Genomic DNA, 17,428 nt, shown 5'->3' with positions numbered 1-17,428 from the left:
CATGAAGAATCCCTTTGTAATGGACTGTGGTGAATTCCATGTGAATTATAAGCAAGACATGAGGATTTGGAAAATTGCCCGTGTCAGGTGGCGAGTGTTTCTATTAATTGCTGTATTTGCTCTCTTGCCGCTCATTTCCTCCGACTATTTGATTGGGCTCGCGACCCTTTGTGGCATTGCCGCGATTGGGGCGATTGGCCTCAATATTTTAACCGGCTTCACAGGGCAGATTTCAATTGGTGTTGGCGCTTTTCTTGGCGTAGGTGGATATACCTCGGCGATTCTGACGGCCAAGCTGGGCTTGAGCTTTTGGCTTGCGATGCCCATGGCTGGGATTATTACAGCCATCGTCGGTGGATTGTTTGGTCTGCCTTCTTTGAGGTTAAAAGGCCTGTACTTAGCGATTGCCACATTAGCTGCTCAGGTAATCATTTTGTTTATCATTTCGAGGTGGGATGCGGTTACAGGCGGGACCGCGGGGCTCGTGTTATCTCGGCCTGAAATCGGCAATTTTGCTTTTTACAGTGAGCGAAGCTATTACTATCTCATGTTCACCATCCTGGTGTTGACGACCATTTTTACGCTAAATCTATTTCGCTCACGTGTTGGTAGGGCATTTATTGCGGTTCGTGACCGTGATATTGCCGCAGAAGTTATGGGGATTGATTTGTTTAAATACAAGGTATTAGCGTTTGTGGTCAGTTCGTTTTTTATCGGCATTGCGGGCGCCTTACTAGGACATTACACAATGATTGTGAGTCCGGAAATGTATAGCATTACTGTTTCAATTGAGTATTTGGCAATCATTCTCGTCGGGGGACTGGGAAGTGTGTTTGGTTCCATCTATGGAGCGGTGTTTATTACCTTGCTCCCAGTCGTGCTGCGGGCAGGGGTTGAGTTATTAAGCGGAGTCTTTCCAGAACTTTCAGCAGTCTTAATCGGTTTAAAAGAAGTCGCCTTTGGTCTAGTGATTATCCTGTTCCTCATTTACGAGCCACAAGGGTTGGCGAAGATCTGGAAAAACATTAAAGACTATTTTAAACTGTGGCCGTTTTCTTATTAGCTAGATTGTTAGTAATTTCAATCTGAAATTGCTTCAATGGATAATTTATTTTAAAAGAAAAACATAACAAGGGGGAAAAGTATGAGAAAGGTATGGTCTGGTTTTCTAGCAATCTTGTTGGTAGTTGGGGTCCTAGCAGCTTGTTCCGGTGGCGATGAGAAGGGATCAGGGGATGAAAAGAGTTCTGGAGGGGCAAAAGGCACCGTTAAATTCGGCGGCATCTTCGACCTGACTGGTGGCACAGGCGATGTTGGGACACCTTATGCTGAAGGGGCAGAGGCTTATTTTGACTCATTAAAAGGGGAATTGATTAACGGGTACAATGTCGAGATTATTGGCGACGATTATGCTTATAAAATTCCAGAAGCGCAGAAAATGTATCAAAAATTAAAATCAAAAGACAAAGTTTCTGCGATCTTAGGCTGGGGAACAGGGGATACCGAAGCCCTCCGTCAGCAAATTGCAGCAGATAAACTTCCTTATATCTCTGGCTCTTATTCTGAAAATCTTAAAAACATTGAAGAGAGTCCATATAACTTCTTAGCGGCGGCAACGTATTCTGACCAAGCGAGATCGGCGATTAAATGGATTAAGGATAATCACAGCGGAGGGTCACCAACTATCGCTTTCCTTTATAATGACACCGCCTTTGGAAAATCCCCAATTGAAGATGCCAAAAAATTCGCGGAGGAAAATGGCATTGAAGTGGTCGATGAACAAGTGGTGGACCTACAGGCTCTTGATGCGACTTCACAGTTATTAAATATGGAAAAGAAAAACCCTGACTACGCGATTATTCAGCAAACATGGGGAGCAACGGCAACGATTTTAAAGGATGCGAAAAAACTTGGAATCGATACACAATTCATTGGCTTAAACTGGGCGACTGGAGAGGGGTTAATCCCAATCGCTGGCGATGCGGCAGAAGGCTTTATCGGCGTAGTGACGCATGCATTTCCATATGAGGATCTGCCAGGAATGGATGAAATCAAGGCGTATTTAGAAACTAAAGGTGAAAAATTAGAAGAAAAAGACCAAAAGTTCATCCAAGGCTGGGTATCCGCGAAAATTATGATCGAAGGAATGAAGCTCGCGGATGATCCAACGACAGGTGAAGGGATTCGGGGTGGTCTAGAAAAGCTGAACAATCTTGATTTAGGTGGATTGGCGGCGCCAGTTTCCTTTAGTTCAGACAATCATGCTGGGACGAATCAAATCCGACTTGCAGAAGTAAAAGACGGGAAGTTTGAAATATTCACAGAGTATATCGGGTACTAAGTGGGCATAGGAGGCGGTCGAAAGTTGGATCGCCTTTCTTTAAGTAAATAAAGGGGGGACTCGATTGCTAACTATTAACAATGTTGAAGTCATGTATGACCGGGTAATTTTAGTTTTAAAAGGAATGTCAATGGAGGTACCACAGGGCAAAATCGTCGCTTTATTGGGAAGCAACGGAGCGGGAAAAACGACAACCTTGAAAGCCATCTCAGGTTTATTAAAGAGTGAGAATGGTGAGGTGACCGACGGGTTTATTGAAATGGACGGAGAACGGATTGAAGTCAGTGACGCGGAAGCGATTGTAAAAAAGGGCATTTTTCAGTGCATGGAAGGGAGAAGAGTGTTTGAGCATTTATCCGTGGAGGAAAATTTAATGGCGGGTGCTCATACAAGGAAAGATCGGAAAAACATCAAACAAGATATCCAAAAGGTTTATCACTATTTTCCAAAGTTAGAAATGCTTAAGTCTCGCCAAGCGGGTTATTTGTCTGGCGGGGAACAGCAAATGCTCGCGATTGGTCGCGGAATCATGGCAAAACCAAAGGTACTACTTTTAGATGAGCCTTCGCTTGGTTTGGCTCCGCTTTTAGTAAAAGAGATCTTTGCTATTATTAAAAAAATTAATGAAGAAGAAGGGACCACTATCCTTGTCGTTGAACAAAATGCCAATATTGCTCTATCAATCGCTGACTACGGATACATCATGGAGAACGGCAGAATTGTCATGGACGGGACCGTAGATAAGCTACTATCCAATCAGGATGTCCGCGAATTTTACCTAGGAATGGGTGAGAAGGGAAGGAAAAGCTATAAAAATATTAAATCCTACAAAAGAAGGAAGCGGTGGTTATAATGGATCGTTTACGTGAAATCATTCAGTACGGATACGATCATGCGAGTGGCTTCAAAAACCACATGGATCAGGCAGAGATTCGGCCATCTGATATCTTGACAGTGGGGGACCTTGTGAAAATTCCGGTGCTGAAAAAAGACCGGTTACCTGAGTTACAGGCGGATAATGGACCATTTGCCAACTTAACTACAATAGATTCAAAGGAAATGGCCCGAATTTTTATGTCCCCTGGTCCCATCTATGACCCACAAACCCATGAGAATGATTTTTGGAGGTTCGCAGAGGCTCTTCGTACTGCAGGAATAACGGAAAAAGACATTGTTCAAAACACTTTTTCTTATCATCTCTCACCTGCAGGCTTTATGTTTGACTCTGCACTAAGGCAAATAGGAGCTACCGTTATTCCGGCCGGAACAGGAAATCGGGAATTACAAATTCAAGTTATGAAGGATTTAGGAGTAACAGGGTATGTGGGTACACCGAGCTTTTTCTCTATTTTACTTGACGCGATTGAAGAAAAAGGATGGTCTGTTGAAAGGGACCTTTCGATTAAAAAAGCGTTTTTCACAGCGGAAATGCTCACCCCTACGATGAGAACTAAATGTGAGGAAAATGGAATTGTAGTTTATGAGGGGTACGGTACCGCGGATTGCGGATGCCTTGCATTCGAAGACAAAGAAGGTCAAGGATTAAAGTTGACGAGTTCCGCCATTGTACAGATTTGTGACCCATTGACTGGCAGGGAAGTTGATTCCGGTGAAGGTGAAATTGTGGTCACCCTTTTTGATAAAAGCTACCCACTAATCCGGTTTGGCACTGGGGATTTATCAGCGTGGGTTGAAGGTCATGAAGGAAAACGGATAAAAGGCATCCTTGGACGTGTAAGCGATGGGGTAAAGGTAAAAGGGATGTTTGTTCGAGAAAAGCAGCTTGCGCAAGTTTTAGAGCAAGAAGGGTATCCCCATTTTCAAGCAATTGTTATCAAGGATCGTGAACAAGACATCCTTGAAATATCGATTGAATCCGACCAGAAGGTAAACCCTAACTTAGTTAAGAAGCTGCAAGAGACTATTCGTGTTACCCCTGTGGTAAAAAAGGTCGCACCGGGGAGCTTAAACAAAGAGGAGAAGCGTTTAATAGATCAACGTTCCTATCACCAAGCAAACTAAAGGCGTTTTTCGCCTTTTTTATCGTCTAGGGAGTTAAAGATGGTAATGTTTTTTTATTGAAAAGTTCTATTGCCATAAAGAGATGCTTTGGCGTATTCTACTAGTATTCAATGGAATATGGAGGCCGAAGATGGCACAGGGAAGAATTATTTTATTAAATGGGGTATCAAGTTCTGGGAAATCTTCTTTATCGAAAGTGTTGGTGAATAAGCTTCCTGATCATTTTCACTATAGCATTGATGATTTTGATTTAGTGATTGAGCGAATGGAGGACCGTGAAAATCAAAGGTTAATTCCAGTGTCGACAGAGTACTATTTTCATCGAACAATCCGAATGTTTTCTGATTCAGGTATTAACGTAGTTGTCGATCAAATTTTACATAATGACGAAACCCTACAAGATTGTCTCACTGCACTCAAAGGGTATCCGGTTTTCTTCGTAGGAGTTCATTGCTCACAAGATGAGTTAGAACGAAGAGAGAAGGAACGAGGTGATCGGTACTTAGGTCTGGCAACAACACAACTGAAATATGTGCATCAGCAAAAAGAACCCTATGATATTGAAGTAAATACTAGTATGGAAAGTTTGGAAGCTTGTGCAGATCAAATAGTCAAAAAGTATTTAGATTCTAACCATGTAAGGAATAGCTTTTTATAGGATTCATGTGAATGAGTGGATTAACCAAAAACTGGATGGTGCCAGGCGCCATCCAGTTTTTGGATTTTAAGAATTTAACAGATGGCGGACTGCATAGGAAAATCCATCTTCATCATTTGATTTTGTGACGATGTTGGCTGCTTGTTGGATGTGACGAGGAGCATTGCCCATCGCGACGGCAATGTCTGCAACCTCGAATTGGCCAAGGTCATTGCCACCGTCTCCAAAGGCAATAATCTCTTCGAATTTTTGATTCATCATTTGCTGGTAGCGGATTAATGCCTTGCCTTTATGAGCTTCCCCTGAGGTAATTTCGATATTATTGGGAAAGGAGGAAGCCATTGTAAGATCGAATTTGCCGAATAAGGATTTTTTTACTTCATCAATCCGTGCTAGTTGATCAATGTGAACAAGCGCAATGAGTTTATAGATTTTGAGCTCCTCTTTTTCAAGAATTGCATCATAGTTGAACTGCGTGAAAATGGCATCAAGCTCTTCCTTGCTTTTATGATGTAATGGAGGCAAGGTAGAAGGGAACCCACCGTCATTTGTATAGACGAGAATTCCTACGCCCATTTCTTTTAGAAACGAAAATAGGTCCTTATATACGGGGATCGGAATCGTTGCTTCGTATAATAACTCTCCGTTTTCGGAGAATAAAACAGACCCATTCACACAAAAGATGGGGAGTTTCATCTCTTGGATGGCTTTAATTTTCTTAACGTCCGCATAAGCCCTCCCAGTGTTTAAAATAAGGCAATGCCCTTGTGCTTGCAAGTCACTTAAAGTCTTTAAGTTTTCCTCCGAGATTTCATGCTGTGAATTTAATAATGTCCCATCAAGATCAATTGAAAAACATTTCATTGTATGTTTTAATTCCTTTCCTGCTATTTCAACTATTACTATAACAGAAAAGCTTCAGTATCGTTAGTTAGATTCCCGCTCAAATCCAAGATACCTTGTGCCTTGAAAGGCAAGGAATCCTTTATCTCCTTCTGATAATTGACCGTAGTCGGTTCCCGACAGCTTGAGTTCTAAGCGGTCCCCACTCTCAAATTCAAAAGTTACATAATATGATGTATGGGTATGATGGTGCTCGTTGCTAGCTCTTCGGGAAACATGGGTCCGCTTTGAGGTAACTACTGCATAGACGGTGAGACGTGGGGAGTTATTATTTTTCTGCCATTGGCCAACTCCTTTGACAATGGAAAAGATAATTCCACCAATTACAATTATAAAAACAATCCCAATAAAAATTGGTCCAAACTGGAACAAGAAATTCCCTGTATTCATTGGATCCATGATAACACTCCTCTCTAATTATATTATACGATTATAAATATTCGGAAGTTTCAAGATAGAACAAAAAAATGAGGCTGCAGTATAAATGCTACGGCAACCTCATCGATTTCTGCTGTGTTGAAAATAGGCATCCATTACCTTTCGACCAATTTTCAAATTAGCTTTGTGATCTTTTTTACCTTGGTAAGCCCAAGGGACAACAACAGCCATCGCAACCTCAGGATTTTTATAGGGAGCATATGCAACCAGGCTTAGGTTGAGTACCTCTGGTGGGACTTTTCCATAATTGCCTCTTAATGGCCCGTCATAAAAAGCCTCAGCTGTTCCTGTTTTCCCTGCTGGTGAGTAGGGGGCATCACCAAAGAAGTTAACCCCGGTACCACCAGCTTCCGTCAATGCTTTTTTAAAGCCAAGTTGGACACGGTTTAACCATTCTTCCTTTACATCAATCGTATTTAATACATTCGGCTCAAACTCATGGTAAATAGTTCCAATTTGTTCTTGAGAAGTTTCTGGCTCAAAGATTTCCTTGACCACTCTCGGTTGCATCCTATAACCACCGTTTGCAATTGCTGATACATATTGAGCGAGTTGCATGGTCGAATAGGTATCATACTGACCAATAACAAGGTCTAATGCATAGCCTGGAAGTCTGCTAGCTCCTTTATAGCCAGACTGTTCGTTTGGAAGGTCGATCCCTGTTCTCACCCCAAGTCCAAATGAGGCAAATGAATTTCGAATCGTTTCAAATGCAGCAGATTCTAGGTTTAAAGGTTTATTATATTCATACTGACCATTCCCAATCTTTATCGCAGTGTGAAACATATACACATTTGACGACTTCTTTAAGGCATCTACTTCATTTAGGAATCCGAGGTAAGCATAAGAAGCCTTTAATGGGGTAGCTTTGATTTTAAGGCCCTTATCGTCAAAATAAGTATTAGGCTTAATTGCGCCCGTTTTGTAACCAGTTAAAATGGTAGCACCCTTGACCGCAGAACCAACACTATAGGTTGTGGTGATTGTCCCGAGTGCATCATCAATCATTTTTCGTTCGCCTGTTTTTTCGTCCTTGACCAATCTTCTTCCGGACATACTTAATACTTCCCCAGTAAATGGATCCATTAATACTACATAGGCCCGGTCAAGCAGTTTGGTACCGGGACTATTCTTGGCCGCCCAAAGTTCTTTTTCAATAATTTGATCAACCTTCTGTTGCAATTCCATATCTATGGAAAGAATCAAATCCTTTCCACGGTTTCCTTCATCCTTGACTTCTGTGCTAATTAAGTGTCCTTTTTTATCTGTTATATGAACGACTTTTTCTTCTCTTCCGTGGAGGACATCTTCATATTGGCTTTCCAAGTAGCTTTTACCAACACGATCATTCATTGTATATCCACGTGATAGGAAATCATTTAGTTGATCAGCTGGAAGTCCTTCTTCAGAGGAGCTAACAGATCCTAATACAGTCCTAAGCGTATGGTCAAACCGATAAGAACGTTCCCAGTCGATTGTTGTATTAATGCCAGGTAGGTCTTCGAGATGTTCGCTTACCAAGGCAAATTCCTCAGGTGTGACTTCTTCATTTTTTACAATTTGCGGAGAAAATTTAGAACCAAGGTTTAGTAAACGAAAAATGGCTAATACCTCTAAATCCTCCTCACTCAATTGATTTAAATCTGTTTCTGTAATTCTTTCTAATTTAAGTCTATATAGCTCTTGTTGGCTGAGTTTCTTTTGTTTAACTAATATTTTTTCCTGGTTGGTAATCAGCTTGTCTGCCAGTTTTGGATTTTTCATTATCCAAAAATCCTTTTTATCTCTTAAACGCACTCGGTCCGTTTTTTTATCAATTAGTTTCGCAAGATTTTCGGCTATACGAAGCTTTTCTTCTTGATTATGTCCCTCATTTGTATAGGTAATCGCTTTTCTTGCTTCATTATCGACGATAATTGCAAGATTTCGATCCACGATACGACCACGGGGCACGGGATTATTTACTGTTATATCATCTTTCCTATCAATTTCCCGTTGATAATCTTCACCATGAACGATTTGGACAATTCCTAGTCTTAAAATAAGCAGGGAAAAGAGGAGGAAAACAAGAAAGAATAACATATTGATTCTCATGGAGATAGGGGATTTTTCCTTAGTCATAAGTGCACCTCCTGTAGCCCTTTCCCGGACGTATCAGCTTAGTATATGATTTACTAGAATATAATTAGAATGATGCTGGAGGGACCTGTTTTGCGGAAAGTAATTGATGCCCATATACATTTGGATAAATATCCTGAAGCTGAAATAAGTGAAATTATCACAGACGCCGCAGCACTTGTTGCTGTTTCAAATGACTTAAAATCCTGTGAACAAAATGCGGCATTATCACAACGCTACCCAACAGTACGGCCAGCATTTGGTTTCCACCCCGAACAAGAACTTCCCACAGAAGAGGGTATGCAAGAATTATTTTCATGGATTAAGACGAACAAAGAAAAAGCGGTTGCGATCGGTGAAGTAGGTCTTCCATATTATTTGCGTAGGAAAGGGAAGTTACTTCAGTCCTACGATCAATACATCGAATACTTAGAAGCCTTCATTGTATTAGCAAAACAATTAGGTAAGCCTATCGCTCTACACGCCGTCTATGATGATGCCCATATTGTATGTGATTTACTTGAAAAACATACAATTGAGAAAGCCCATTTTCACTGGTTTAAGGGTGATGATAAAATCGTTGAAAGATTAGCGGCAAATGGTTATTTTATTTCGGTTACACCTGATGTTGTTTACGAAAGTGAAATTAAAAAGCTTGTTCAATATTATCCATTGAATAAAATAATGCTAGAAACGGATGGACCATGGCCCTTCGAGGGACCGTTTGCAGGGAAGAGAACTAGACCGGCAATGATACATGGGATAATGACTGAAATTTCAAGCATTAAACGTTATCTTCTTGATAATGTTTATGAGCAAATTTTTTTGAATACAAATGATTTTTATGTTGTCAAATAAGGTCTGAATTTGGTATATTGATATAGAAAATTAAATATTCACCTTATCATTCCGATGGGGTAGAGGTGCAGGATTTAAGAGTAGACTGTGTGAGGATGACAACAATGACCACAGTTAAAAGGAAATACTGCCGAAGTAATTAAACTTGTCTAAAGTTAATTGCTGGGGTTACTTTGAATAAGAGTAACACTGTCATTATGAGGATTCCCTCATAATGAGGAGCTACAGATCGTGATGGAGAAACTAGTTGCTTACAAAGAGCAACGATAGATTTTTCTCTATCGTTGCTCTTTTTTATTTTGCTTGAAAAGAGCGCTATAGATAAATCTAGCATTTCTCATCATGGTAAGTTCCCCCCTTCAAAAAATAGGAGGAGGACAAAGGAATGGAAAACACAATTTTTTCAATACTACCACCGATTTTAGCAATATTGATGGTAGTGATAACAAGACGAGTACTCTTATCATTAGGTGTAGGAATTATTGTTTCCGCATTATTGCTCGCTGACTTTAAGATTGGTGAGACGTTTGCGATTACTTGGGATGCAGTGAAAGGCATCTTCGTTTCAGAAGGGGCTATAAACACATCAAGCGTCTACATTATCTTGTTCCTACTTTTGCTAGGAATCATTACTGCGTTCATTTCGATTTCAGGTGGAAGCAGAGCATTTGGGGACTGGGCAATGAAACGTGTGAAAACACGTGTTGGCGCACAACTCGTCGGTGCTATTTTAGGAATTATTATTTTTATTGATGACTATTTTAATGCTCTTGCCGTTGGACAAGTTACCCGTCCAATTACCGATAGACAAAAGGTTTCTAGAGCAAAACTTGCGTATATTATTGACTCAACTTCTGCCCCGATTTGCGTCGTTTCGCCGGTTTCTAGCTGGGGTGCAACAATCATTGTATTGATCGGAACGATTCTAGCTTCTCACGGTGTAACGGAATATAGCGCATTCTCTGCATTTATGCAAATGGTACCAATGAATTTTTATGTTTGGGCAGCTATTGGAATGGTGTTTATCGTGGCTATCAGAAATATGAATCTAGGTTCTATGAAAGTCCATGAGGACCGAGCGATTAGCACAGGGGAAGTCTTCAATCCAGACAAAACAATTCCTGGTGAGTTGAAAGAAGATTTACCAACTAGTAGAACTGGAACGATTGGTGATTTAATTTGGCCAATTCTTGGTCTTTTTGTCGGTACAGTCGGTGCAATGCTATGGACAGGTGCGCAAGCTATTGAGGGTGAAACGACAATCTTAGGAATCTTTGAAAACACCGATGTTACTTTATCCTTGATCCTAGGCGGTTTGTTAGGCTTTATTGTTTCGATGATCATGTTTGCAAGGCAGGCTTTGGTACTACGTGGTGTTGAAGCAAATGTTTTAGGTAGTGGGGTAATAGCAGGATTAAAATCCATGCTCCCTGCGGTGTACATCCTGATATTCGCTTGGGCTATCGGTGACCTTATTGGTAGACTTGAAACAGGAACGTACTTAGCGGGAGTGGTAGAGAATGCAAACCTAAATGTTGCGTATCTACCATTTATCCTATTTATCCTTGCTGGCTTTATGGCATTTGCAACGGGTACATCTTGGGGTTCCTTTGGGATCTTACTTCCGATTGCTGGTGAAATTGCAGCGGTATCAGATATTAGTTTAATTCTTCCAGCGATGTCAGCAGTTCTTGCTGGAGCTGTGTTTGGAGACCATTGCTCTCCGATATCTGATACAACCATTTTGTCTTCGACAGGTGCAGGATCGAACCATATTGACCATGTAATGACGCAATTGCCATATGCCCTTATCAGCGCAGGCATAGCTTCTATTGGCTTTATTATCGTTGGATTTACTGGTAGCACAATGGCGGCGCTAGCTGTTGTTATCTTATTCCTCATCGGGATTTGGTTCCTATCGGGGAAATCACCAAAGCAAGTTAATCCGATTGAAGAAAAAGTAGTATAGTAGTAGGTAGGAATAAGTAAGGACCAAACTTTCAAATGAGTTTGGTCCTTTTTTGATGTTTTTTGGATAATTTTTGGTAGGTGCCAGGCACCTACCATTTTTTTACCATCATTTGAAGTAGCTCATGCTTGGGATTTTCCGGGGATTGACATTGACTTGATCTGAGGAAAAGATCGTGATTGCCATCATCCCTGATTTTGCCTGTGCGCGAATGAGAATGGGTTGATTGTATTTGTTTTTGAACGTGAAGTCGGGACCGTACCAGCTAACGGTTGCATCCCTTCCGGGAGGGACATAGGGGACACGTTTGCTATGCGAATAGCGCTTGAGAATATGTAAACCTGATCTGTCCGCAGCATTAAAAAGCGTCGAAGAAACTTGACATATCCCACCGCCAATCCCCTCTGACAGCTCGCCTCTTACAATAATAGGAGCTGGTAGGTAACCTTTCTCCTTTGTTCTCATCCCTACAATTTCGTTAAAGGAAAAAGTCTCACCTGGAAATACAACATGGTTGTTAATTGCCGCTGTAGCAAGTCCAATATTATGTGATCGTTCAACATTATGACTATTAAAATAAGTCACATAATGGCCAATTAATTTCGTTTTAATACTTGAAAGCAGCTCGCTGTCTACACGAGGATAAACACTTCTCAACGGCAATTCAACCGTACTTTGATTTTTCTCATGGAAGAACGAATAGAACTGTTTCTCAAAACGGTCCCGGTTTAATTCAATTCCGGCTTTCTCAGGAACGATCTTGCCCTGCTCATCGATGATTGCATCTGTTGCTGGTTGCCTCACATGCTTATCCAACTCTTCTGTTAACTGATTGAATTCCTCCACATCAATGAACGGATAGCCAACAATCGGCAATGAAAAATCAGTTCGATTCACTCTTACAACTGGATCCTGTTCATGAAGAATTAATAATGACTCTTGCTCTGGAGCCGTCTCTCCTTGATGCGCTAGTAAAATAAGTCCAAATATCCAAGCTAAACTCAAAAGATTCACCTCCTTGTTAGTATTAGATTTACGATTTTTTTCATGTGTAGAATTGGCTGTTTTTCTAAATTTCTGTTTAACAATAACTATTCATAGAATAAAGACCTTTACTTTTGGAAAATTCACCCTTATAATCAACTGTATTAATAATAATAGTACACTTGGTACAGTTAATACACTTAGTACAGATTGGGGGTCCGCATGTTTGAACTTGATACGAGGAGCCGTAAACCCATATATGAGCAGCTAGTTGACAAACTAAAAGAATTAATTATTAATGAGGTACTGAAGTCAGATGAACAACTTCCATCAGTCCGAACTCTAGCTCAACAACTTACAATTAATCCAAACACAATCCAAAAAGCTTACAGAGAACTTGAGAGCCAAGGATTTATCTATTCACAAAAAGGGAAAGGGAGCTTCGTGCATCCGGGTAATGAAACAAAGGATTCCGAGAAAATAACAACCGTGAAAGAAGAGCTAGAACGACTGATTCTTGAGGCGTTCTTCCTCGGAGTAACAACGGATGAATTGATTCAGTTGGTTCAAAAATTAAACGCTTCAAAAGGGGGAGGCGAGATTGATGATTAAAATGCAAAATGTCAGCAAGACATTTGATCGGTTCAAAGCAATTGAAAATGTTAATTTATCTATTCAAAAAGGTTCTATATACGGGTTAATAGGTTCAAATGGTGCAGGAAAAACGACCTTAATTAAGCTTCTCGCAGGAATTTACCTTCAAGATCAAGGAAGTGTAACGATTGAAGAGGAACTAGTCTTTGAAAATCTCAGCTTAAAAGAGCGAGTGTTCTATATTCCGGATCAACCCTATTTTCTACCGCAGTACACAACAAAACAAATGGCTCAATTTTATAAAAGTATTTATCCTACTTGGAGTGATGAGCGCTTTCAAACCTTAGTTGCCTGGTTTGAACTGGATATGAAGAAAAGGATACATACGTTTTCGAAGGGGTGGCAAAGACAGGCGGCTTTTATCCTCGCGCTTTCCGCAAAACCAGATGTTTTAATCCTTGATGAACCAATGGACGGGTTAGACCCAGTTGTTAGAAAAAAGGTAAAGAACCTGTTGATTCAGGATGTAGCCGATAGAGAAATGACCATTCTAATCTCGTCCCATAATTTACGTGAAATTGAGGATATATGTGATCATATTGGCATCATTCATAAAGGCAACCTGTTAATAGAGAAGGAACTTGATGAGTTAAAATCAGATGTCCATAAAGTTCAGGTTGCATATAAAGACGGAGTACCAGAGCAGTTATTAAGCAAATTAAATGTGCTTCACACGGAGAAAAGGGGAAGTGTCTTCCTGTGTATTGTCAGGGGCAAAGAAGAGGAAATAATTGGACAGATCCAAAAAACGAAACCAGTTTTACTTGACTTATTGCCGCTTACCCTTGAAGAAATTTTCATTTATGAAATGGGGGATATCGGCTATGCCATCAATAACATCATGGTTGAATAAAGAGTTAATCCTGCAAATTGTCCGAAGTACAGGCTGGATTTCCATCTTATACTTCCTAGGTCTATTTTTTTCGGTACCACTTGTGATGATCATGCGATATTCTGATGAAAGGTATCGTTTGAATGATATGCAAGTCAATAGTTTATTTGATTATACATTTGAGATTCAAATTGGTTTACTCATTGTCATCCCAGTTCTCCTTTCTGTATTTCTATTTCGGTTTTTACAAGTTAAGCAGTCTGCGGACTTAATGCACAGTATTCCAATGAAGAGAGGAAAAATATTTCAACACTATGTGTTGAGTGGAATTGTTTCTTTGCTTTTACCAATAGGACTGATTGCGATTAGCGTATTCATCATTCATAACCTACTTGACCTTGGTGAGTTTTTTCAATTGAAAGATATCTTGTACTGGGTTGGAACCATGAGTGTTCTAAACTTGCTGATATTTATGGCAGGCGTATTCGTTGCCATGATCACTGGAATATCCGCAGTACAGGGGGTACTGACGTATATACTACTTCTATTTCCAGTTGGAATCACCTTGATGACCTTATTTAATTTGAAGTTTTTTCTATATGGATTTCCAAGTGATTATTTCCTAGTCAAAAATCTCGAGACGTTGTCTCCACTTACCTATGCATCCTTACTTAATGGCAGGCTGCTTCGAAGTGAAGATATTATTCTATATATAGTACTGACCATTGTTCTTTATGGATTATCACTCTTTTTATATAAGAAAAGAAAAATTGAAAGTGCATCGGAAGCCATCGCATTTCCGAAACTACGGTCATTTTTTAAATATGGTGTGACCTTTTGCGCGATGCTACTTAGTGGAATGTACTTCGGAGAGGTTCAAACGAACAGCCTTGGTTGGATGATTTTCGGCTATACAATAGGAGCAACTTTTGGTTATTATATCGCTGAAATGGTGCTTCAGAAAAATTGGCGAGTTTTTGGGCGCATTAAAGGTCTAGTAATCTATGCGTTGGTTGTCGGTATCTTCCTTTTAGGAATTGAAACTCTAGGCTTCTATGAAAATAAGGTTCCAGACGAAAGTGAGGTTCAAAGTGTCTTACTTGCGGACACGCCACATGTCTATATGGATCAAGCATCCTTCGACCATAATTTTGTTCCAAACCCTTTAAAGGAGAAAGAAAATATTGCGGCGGTACAAAAGCTTCATCAGCAAATCATAAACGATAAAGACATACCTGTTGAGTTAAAAGAAAATGAATACATGATTCCAGCGTTTTTCCTTTATGAATTAAAAAATGGCAAGAAAGTCATTCGCCAATATCAAGTCTATGAACGAGTGTATGAAGATTTTTACAAGCGAATCTATGAATCAGAGGAATATAAACGTGCTACGAATGAAATCTTTCATTTGAACATAAATCATATTGATCAAATAACGATTAGTGCAAATGGACCAGGAAAAAGAAACGTTACAATAAATGATATTGATGAAATAAAAGAATTGGTTCAGGTTCTACAAGGAGACATTCTCGCGGAGTCTTATCAGGACCAAATCTATTTTAGTGGAAGAGGTCCAAGTATCGAGGTTTTCTTAGACAAAGATCATTTTGCTTATTTTGAGTTTAAACCAACTTACAAGGGCGTAACGAAATGGTTAGAGGATCGCGAGGTCCTAGACCAGGCCAGAGTAATGCCTGAGGATATTTCTAGTGTTCAAATTGCTGAGTGGAACGAGAAAGATTATGAATATGATTTCCCAGAGCAAATCGTTGAGAAAATGGAAAATAACTCTGATGTATTAAAGGTAATCGAGAAAGAGGAAATAGGTGAAATATTAAACAATTCAGGTTGGGGAAGAACGCATAAGTACATCGTTGTTCTGCGTTTTGAGCAAGACAACTATACAGACATTCTCTACCTCGACGAAGAACACACGCCGGAATTTATTAAAAACCATTTTAAATAGAAAAAACAGAAACACGAACTGGCGGAAAACTGGATGGTGCCAGGCACCATCCAGAATTTAGGGGGTAATATGGGATGGTTGATTTTGAGGGGATTGTTACGGTGTTCTCCAAAAGGTTGACGTTGCTTGCTTATTCTGTGACAAGGGATTGGTATACGGCTGAGGATGTTGTCCAGGAAGCATTTATTAAGGCCTATAAGAAAATTGATACAATTGAGGATTCAGGAAAAATTGGTTCTTGGTTAGCTGCAATTACCACAAGGACAGCTATTGACTTCCTCAGGGCGGAGAAACGGCGAAAGTGGATTCCGGCTGACTTATCATACATGGATTATCTTGAATCCTTTACTGAAACAGGGATGAACCCAGAAGAAGAGGTTGAGATTACGTTTCTGAAAGAGGACTTGTATAAGTCTCTGAATCATTTGTCAAAGGAATACCAGGAAGTGCTAGTCTTGAGGGTACAATACGGTTTAAAGGAAGTCGAGATTGCAAAAGTGCTTCATTTGAAATCGACAACTGTCAAGACCCGCCTCCATCGAGCAAGGAAACAATTAAAACTCGCTATCACTGAAAAGTACTCGGCATAAAAATACGTTTTATTATTGTTAGGGCTCTTTGCACTTTTGACACTAATAGGCAAGTAATTACTTTAAAGGTTGGAGAGCCGAAAAGGGTGCGATTTCGCGCTCTTTTTTTTATACTTAAAGGGAAGAATAAACAATAGGGAGAAATCAATGGGTAAACAGAAACCAATATACGTACAATCTGAAATAAAAACGTCAATGGACAAACTCTGGGAATATACCCAGACCCCTGATTTACATACTGCTTGGGATTTGCGTTTTACCGAGATCAATTATCTTGATAAAAAGCCAGATGAACCGCAAAAATTTTTATATCAAACAAAAATAGGCTTTGGCCTTGCCATTACGGGAACAGGGGAAACAGCAGGACAGGTTCACAAAGAAAATGGAGAAAGAATTTCATCCTTGAAATTTTCAACAGAGCACCCATTATCACTTATCCAAGAGGGGCGGGGGTATTGGAAGTACACTCAAACGAAAAAGGGCATAGAATTTGAAACTCAGTATGACTACGAAACGAACTTTGGTAAGATAGGCAGGATCATCGATGCGTATCTTTTTCGCCCCATGCTTGGTTGGGCTACGGCGTGGAGTTTTGATTCATTAAGACTTTGGCTTGAGAGTGGTCTTCACCCGAAACAATCCTTACAAAAGACGTTTACTTATTGGACAGTATGCTTTTTACTAGCCTTTGTATGGTTCTATCAAGGTTTCGTACCAAAGTTAATTGTCAGCCATCCAGAAGAAGTTAACATGCTTGCAGCAACGATTGGTACCAGTATAGACATTATAATGGCAGTTCAATTCGTGGGGATAGCAGAAATGCTTTTTGGATTGATTTGGCTCTTTCCCTTTAATAAAAGGAAGCTTTTTATCGTACATGCAGCAATCATGTTAGTTTTAACAGTAACTGCATGGTTTGCTAATCCAAATAGCTTTATCCAGCCATTTAACCCGATTACATTAAATCTACTCATGATCGGTTTATCGATCATTGGGTATGCCAATAGCGATCAGTTACCTAGTGCTAAAAATTGCCGAAGAAGAAGAACTAGGGGAACAAGAGGATAGTAAAGGACTGCAGAAAGGGAGAATCTA

General features: G+C 40.1%; 16 protein-coding genes and 1 riboswitch. Of the genes, 12 read left to right on the top strand and 4 right to left on the bottom strand.

Annotated features, from left to right (window positions below; translation table 11 throughout):
- The first annotated feature begins 1 nt into the window (after position 1).
- The 5 genes from BMX30_RS14620 (at position 2) to BMX30_RS14600 (ending at position 5,021) form a co-directional block, all read left to right on the top strand.
- Complete coding sequence (locus tag BMX30_RS14620) at positions 2-1,063, top strand: branched-chain amino acid ABC transporter permease (protein WP_090747134.1); 1,062 nt, start codon at positions 2-4, stop codon at positions 1,061-1,063.
- 81 nt (positions 1,064-1,144) lie between these two features.
- Positions 1,145-2,341, top strand: a complete 1,197-nt coding sequence (locus BMX30_RS14615) for an ABC transporter substrate-binding protein (RefSeq protein ID WP_090747131.1) — start codon at positions 1,145-1,147, stop codon at positions 2,339-2,341.
- A gap of 64 nt (positions 2,342-2,405) precedes the next feature.
- Positions 2,406-3,194, top strand: coding sequence for an ABC transporter ATP-binding protein (locus BMX30_RS14610; RefSeq protein WP_090747128.1), 789 nt, complete (start codon positions 2,406-2,408; stop codon positions 3,192-3,194).
- The gene (locus BMX30_RS14605; protein WP_090747125.1) at positions 3,194-4,363 is read left to right on the top strand and encodes a phenylacetate--CoA ligase family protein; all 1,170 of its coding nucleotides are present in this window, start codon (positions 3,194-3,196) and stop codon (positions 4,361-4,363) included. Before BMX30_RS14610 ends, BMX30_RS14605 begins: the two co-directional genes overlap by 1 nt.
- Positions 4,364-4,493: 130 nt before the next feature.
- Positions 4,494-5,021, top strand: a complete 528-nt coding sequence (locus BMX30_RS14600; protein WP_170843900.1) for a phosphotransferase-like protein — start codon at positions 4,494-4,496, stop codon at positions 5,019-5,021.
- 66 nt (positions 5,022-5,087) lie between these two features.
- Here the strand turns inward: BMX30_RS14600 and BMX30_RS14595 are convergent, their stop codons facing one another.
- The 3 genes from BMX30_RS14595 to BMX30_RS14585 form a co-directional block, all read right to left on the bottom strand.
- On the bottom strand, positions 5,088-5,885 hold the full coding sequence (locus BMX30_RS14595) for a Cof-type HAD-IIB family hydrolase (RefSeq protein WP_090747120.1): 798 nt from the start codon (positions 5,883-5,885) through the stop codon (positions 5,088-5,090).
- Positions 5,886-5,948: 63 nt separating this feature from the next.
- Positions 5,949-6,323, bottom strand: coding sequence for a DUF2500 domain-containing protein (locus tag BMX30_RS14590; RefSeq protein ID WP_244532606.1), 375 nt, complete (start codon positions 6,321-6,323; stop codon positions 5,949-5,951).
- A gap of 99 nt (positions 6,324-6,422) precedes the next feature.
- Positions 6,423-8,483, bottom strand: a complete 2,061-nt coding sequence (locus BMX30_RS14585) for a peptidoglycan D,D-transpeptidase FtsI family protein (protein ID WP_090747117.1) — start codon at positions 8,481-8,483, stop codon at positions 6,423-6,425.
- Positions 8,484-8,573: 90 nt separating this feature from the next.
- On the opposite strand from BMX30_RS14585, the gene BMX30_RS14580 reads away from it, so the two are divergent.
- Positions 8,574-9,338, top strand: a complete 765-nt coding sequence (locus BMX30_RS14580) for a TatD family hydrolase (protein WP_090747113.1) — start codon at positions 8,574-8,576, stop codon at positions 9,336-9,338.
- Positions 9,339-9,390: 52 nt separating this feature from the next.
- Positions 9,391-9,571, top strand: a riboswitch (Lysine riboswitch).
- A 152-nt stretch (positions 9,572-9,723) separates the two neighbouring features.
- Positions 9,724-11,307: a Na+/H+ antiporter NhaC family protein gene (locus BMX30_RS14575; RefSeq protein WP_090747110.1), complete on the top strand. Its 1,584-nt coding sequence runs from the start codon at positions 9,724-9,726 to the stop codon at positions 11,305-11,307.
- 108 nt (positions 11,308-11,415) lie between these two features.
- Here the strand turns inward: BMX30_RS14575 and BMX30_RS14570 are convergent, their stop codons facing one another.
- Positions 11,416-12,312 carry a VanW family protein gene (locus BMX30_RS14570; RefSeq protein WP_090747107.1) on the bottom strand — a complete coding sequence of 299 codons (897 nt, stop codon included), beginning with the start codon at positions 12,310-12,312 and terminating at the stop codon, positions 11,416-11,418.
- A 201-nt stretch (positions 12,313-12,513) separates the two neighbouring features.
- Here BMX30_RS14570 and BMX30_RS14565 point away from each other — a divergent pair, with 201 nt between their 5' ends.
- The 5 genes from BMX30_RS14565 to BMX30_RS14545 all read left to right on the top strand — a co-directional run bounded on the left by BMX30_RS14565 (position 12,514) and on the right by BMX30_RS14545 (position 17,401).
- On the top strand, positions 12,514-12,903 hold the full coding sequence (locus BMX30_RS14565) for a GntR family transcriptional regulator (protein WP_090747105.1): 390 nt from the start codon (positions 12,514-12,516) through the stop codon (positions 12,901-12,903).
- On the top strand, positions 12,896-13,798 hold the full coding sequence (locus tag BMX30_RS14560) for an ABC transporter ATP-binding protein (RefSeq protein ID WP_090747102.1): 903 nt from the start codon (positions 12,896-12,898) through the stop codon (positions 13,796-13,798). The genes BMX30_RS14565 and BMX30_RS14560 overlap by 8 nt, the downstream gene beginning before the upstream one ends.
- The gene (locus BMX30_RS14555) at positions 13,770-15,743 is read left to right on the top strand and encodes a DUF6449 domain-containing protein (protein ID WP_090747099.1); all 1,974 of its coding nucleotides are present in this window, start codon (positions 13,770-13,772) and stop codon (positions 15,741-15,743) included. The genes BMX30_RS14560 and BMX30_RS14555 overlap by 29 nt, the downstream gene beginning before the upstream one ends.
- 74 nt (positions 15,744-15,817) lie before the next feature.
- Positions 15,818-16,333 carry an RNA polymerase sigma factor gene (locus tag BMX30_RS14550; protein ID WP_090747097.1) on the top strand — a complete coding sequence of 172 codons (516 nt, stop codon included), beginning with the start codon at positions 15,818-15,820 and terminating at the stop codon, positions 16,331-16,333.
- A 147-nt stretch (positions 16,334-16,480) separates the two neighbouring features.
- Positions 16,481-17,401 carry a DoxX-like family protein gene (locus tag BMX30_RS14545; protein WP_090747094.1) on the top strand — a complete coding sequence of 307 codons (921 nt, stop codon included), beginning with the start codon at positions 16,481-16,483 and terminating at the stop codon, positions 17,399-17,401.
- The last annotated feature ends 27 nt before the right edge of the window (positions 17,402-17,428 follow it).

The sequence above is a fragment of the Mesobacillus persicus genome, assembly GCF_900109925.1.
Classification (GTDB): Bacteria; Bacillota; Bacilli; order Bacillales; family Cytobacillaceae; genus Mesobacillus_B; species Mesobacillus_B persicus.
Note: the sequence above shows the minus strand (reverse complement) of the source record. Positions and strands in the feature narration are given on the sequence as shown.

Coding starts and splice junctions, on each gene's coding strand:
- BMX30_RS14620 (WP_090747134.1), top strand. CDS start 2: ATGAAGAATCCCTTTGTAATGGACTGTGGTGAATTCCATGTGAATTAT.
- BMX30_RS14615 (WP_090747131.1), top strand. CDS start 1,145: ATGAGAAAGGTATGGTCTGGTTTTCTAGCAATCTTGTTGGTAGTTGGG.
- BMX30_RS14605 (WP_090747125.1), top strand. CDS start 3,194: ATGGATCGTTTACGTGAAATCATTCAGTACGGATACGATCATGCGAGT.
- BMX30_RS14600 (WP_170843900.1), top strand. CDS start 4,494: ATGGCACAGGGAAGAATTATTTTATTAAATGGGGTATCAAGTTCTGGG.
- BMX30_RS14595 (WP_090747120.1), bottom strand. CDS start 5,885: ATGAAATGTTTTTCAATTGATCTTGATGGGACATTATTAAATTCACAG.
- BMX30_RS14590 (WP_244532606.1), bottom strand. CDS start 6,323: ATGGATCCAATGAATACAGGGAATTTCTTGTTCCAGTTTGGACCAATT.
- BMX30_RS14585 (WP_090747117.1), bottom strand. CDS start 8,483: ATGACTAAGGAAAAATCCCCTATCTCCATGAGAATCAATATGTTATTC.
- BMX30_RS14575 (WP_090747110.1), top strand. CDS start 9,724: ATGGAAAACACAATTTTTTCAATACTACCACCGATTTTAGCAATATTG.
- BMX30_RS14565 (WP_090747105.1), top strand. CDS start 12,514: ATGTTTGAACTTGATACGAGGAGCCGTAAACCCATATATGAGCAGCTA.
- BMX30_RS14560 (WP_090747102.1), top strand. CDS start 12,896: ATGATTAAAATGCAAAATGTCAGCAAGACATTTGATCGGTTCAAAGCA.
- BMX30_RS14555 (WP_090747099.1), top strand. CDS start 13,770: ATGCCATCAATAACATCATGGTTGAATAAAGAGTTAATCCTGCAAATT.
- BMX30_RS14550 (WP_090747097.1), top strand. CDS start 15,818: ATGGTTGATTTTGAGGGGATTGTTACGGTGTTCTCCAAAAGGTTGACG.
- BMX30_RS14545 (WP_090747094.1), top strand. CDS start 16,481: ATGGGTAAACAGAAACCAATATACGTACAATCTGAAATAAAAACGTCA.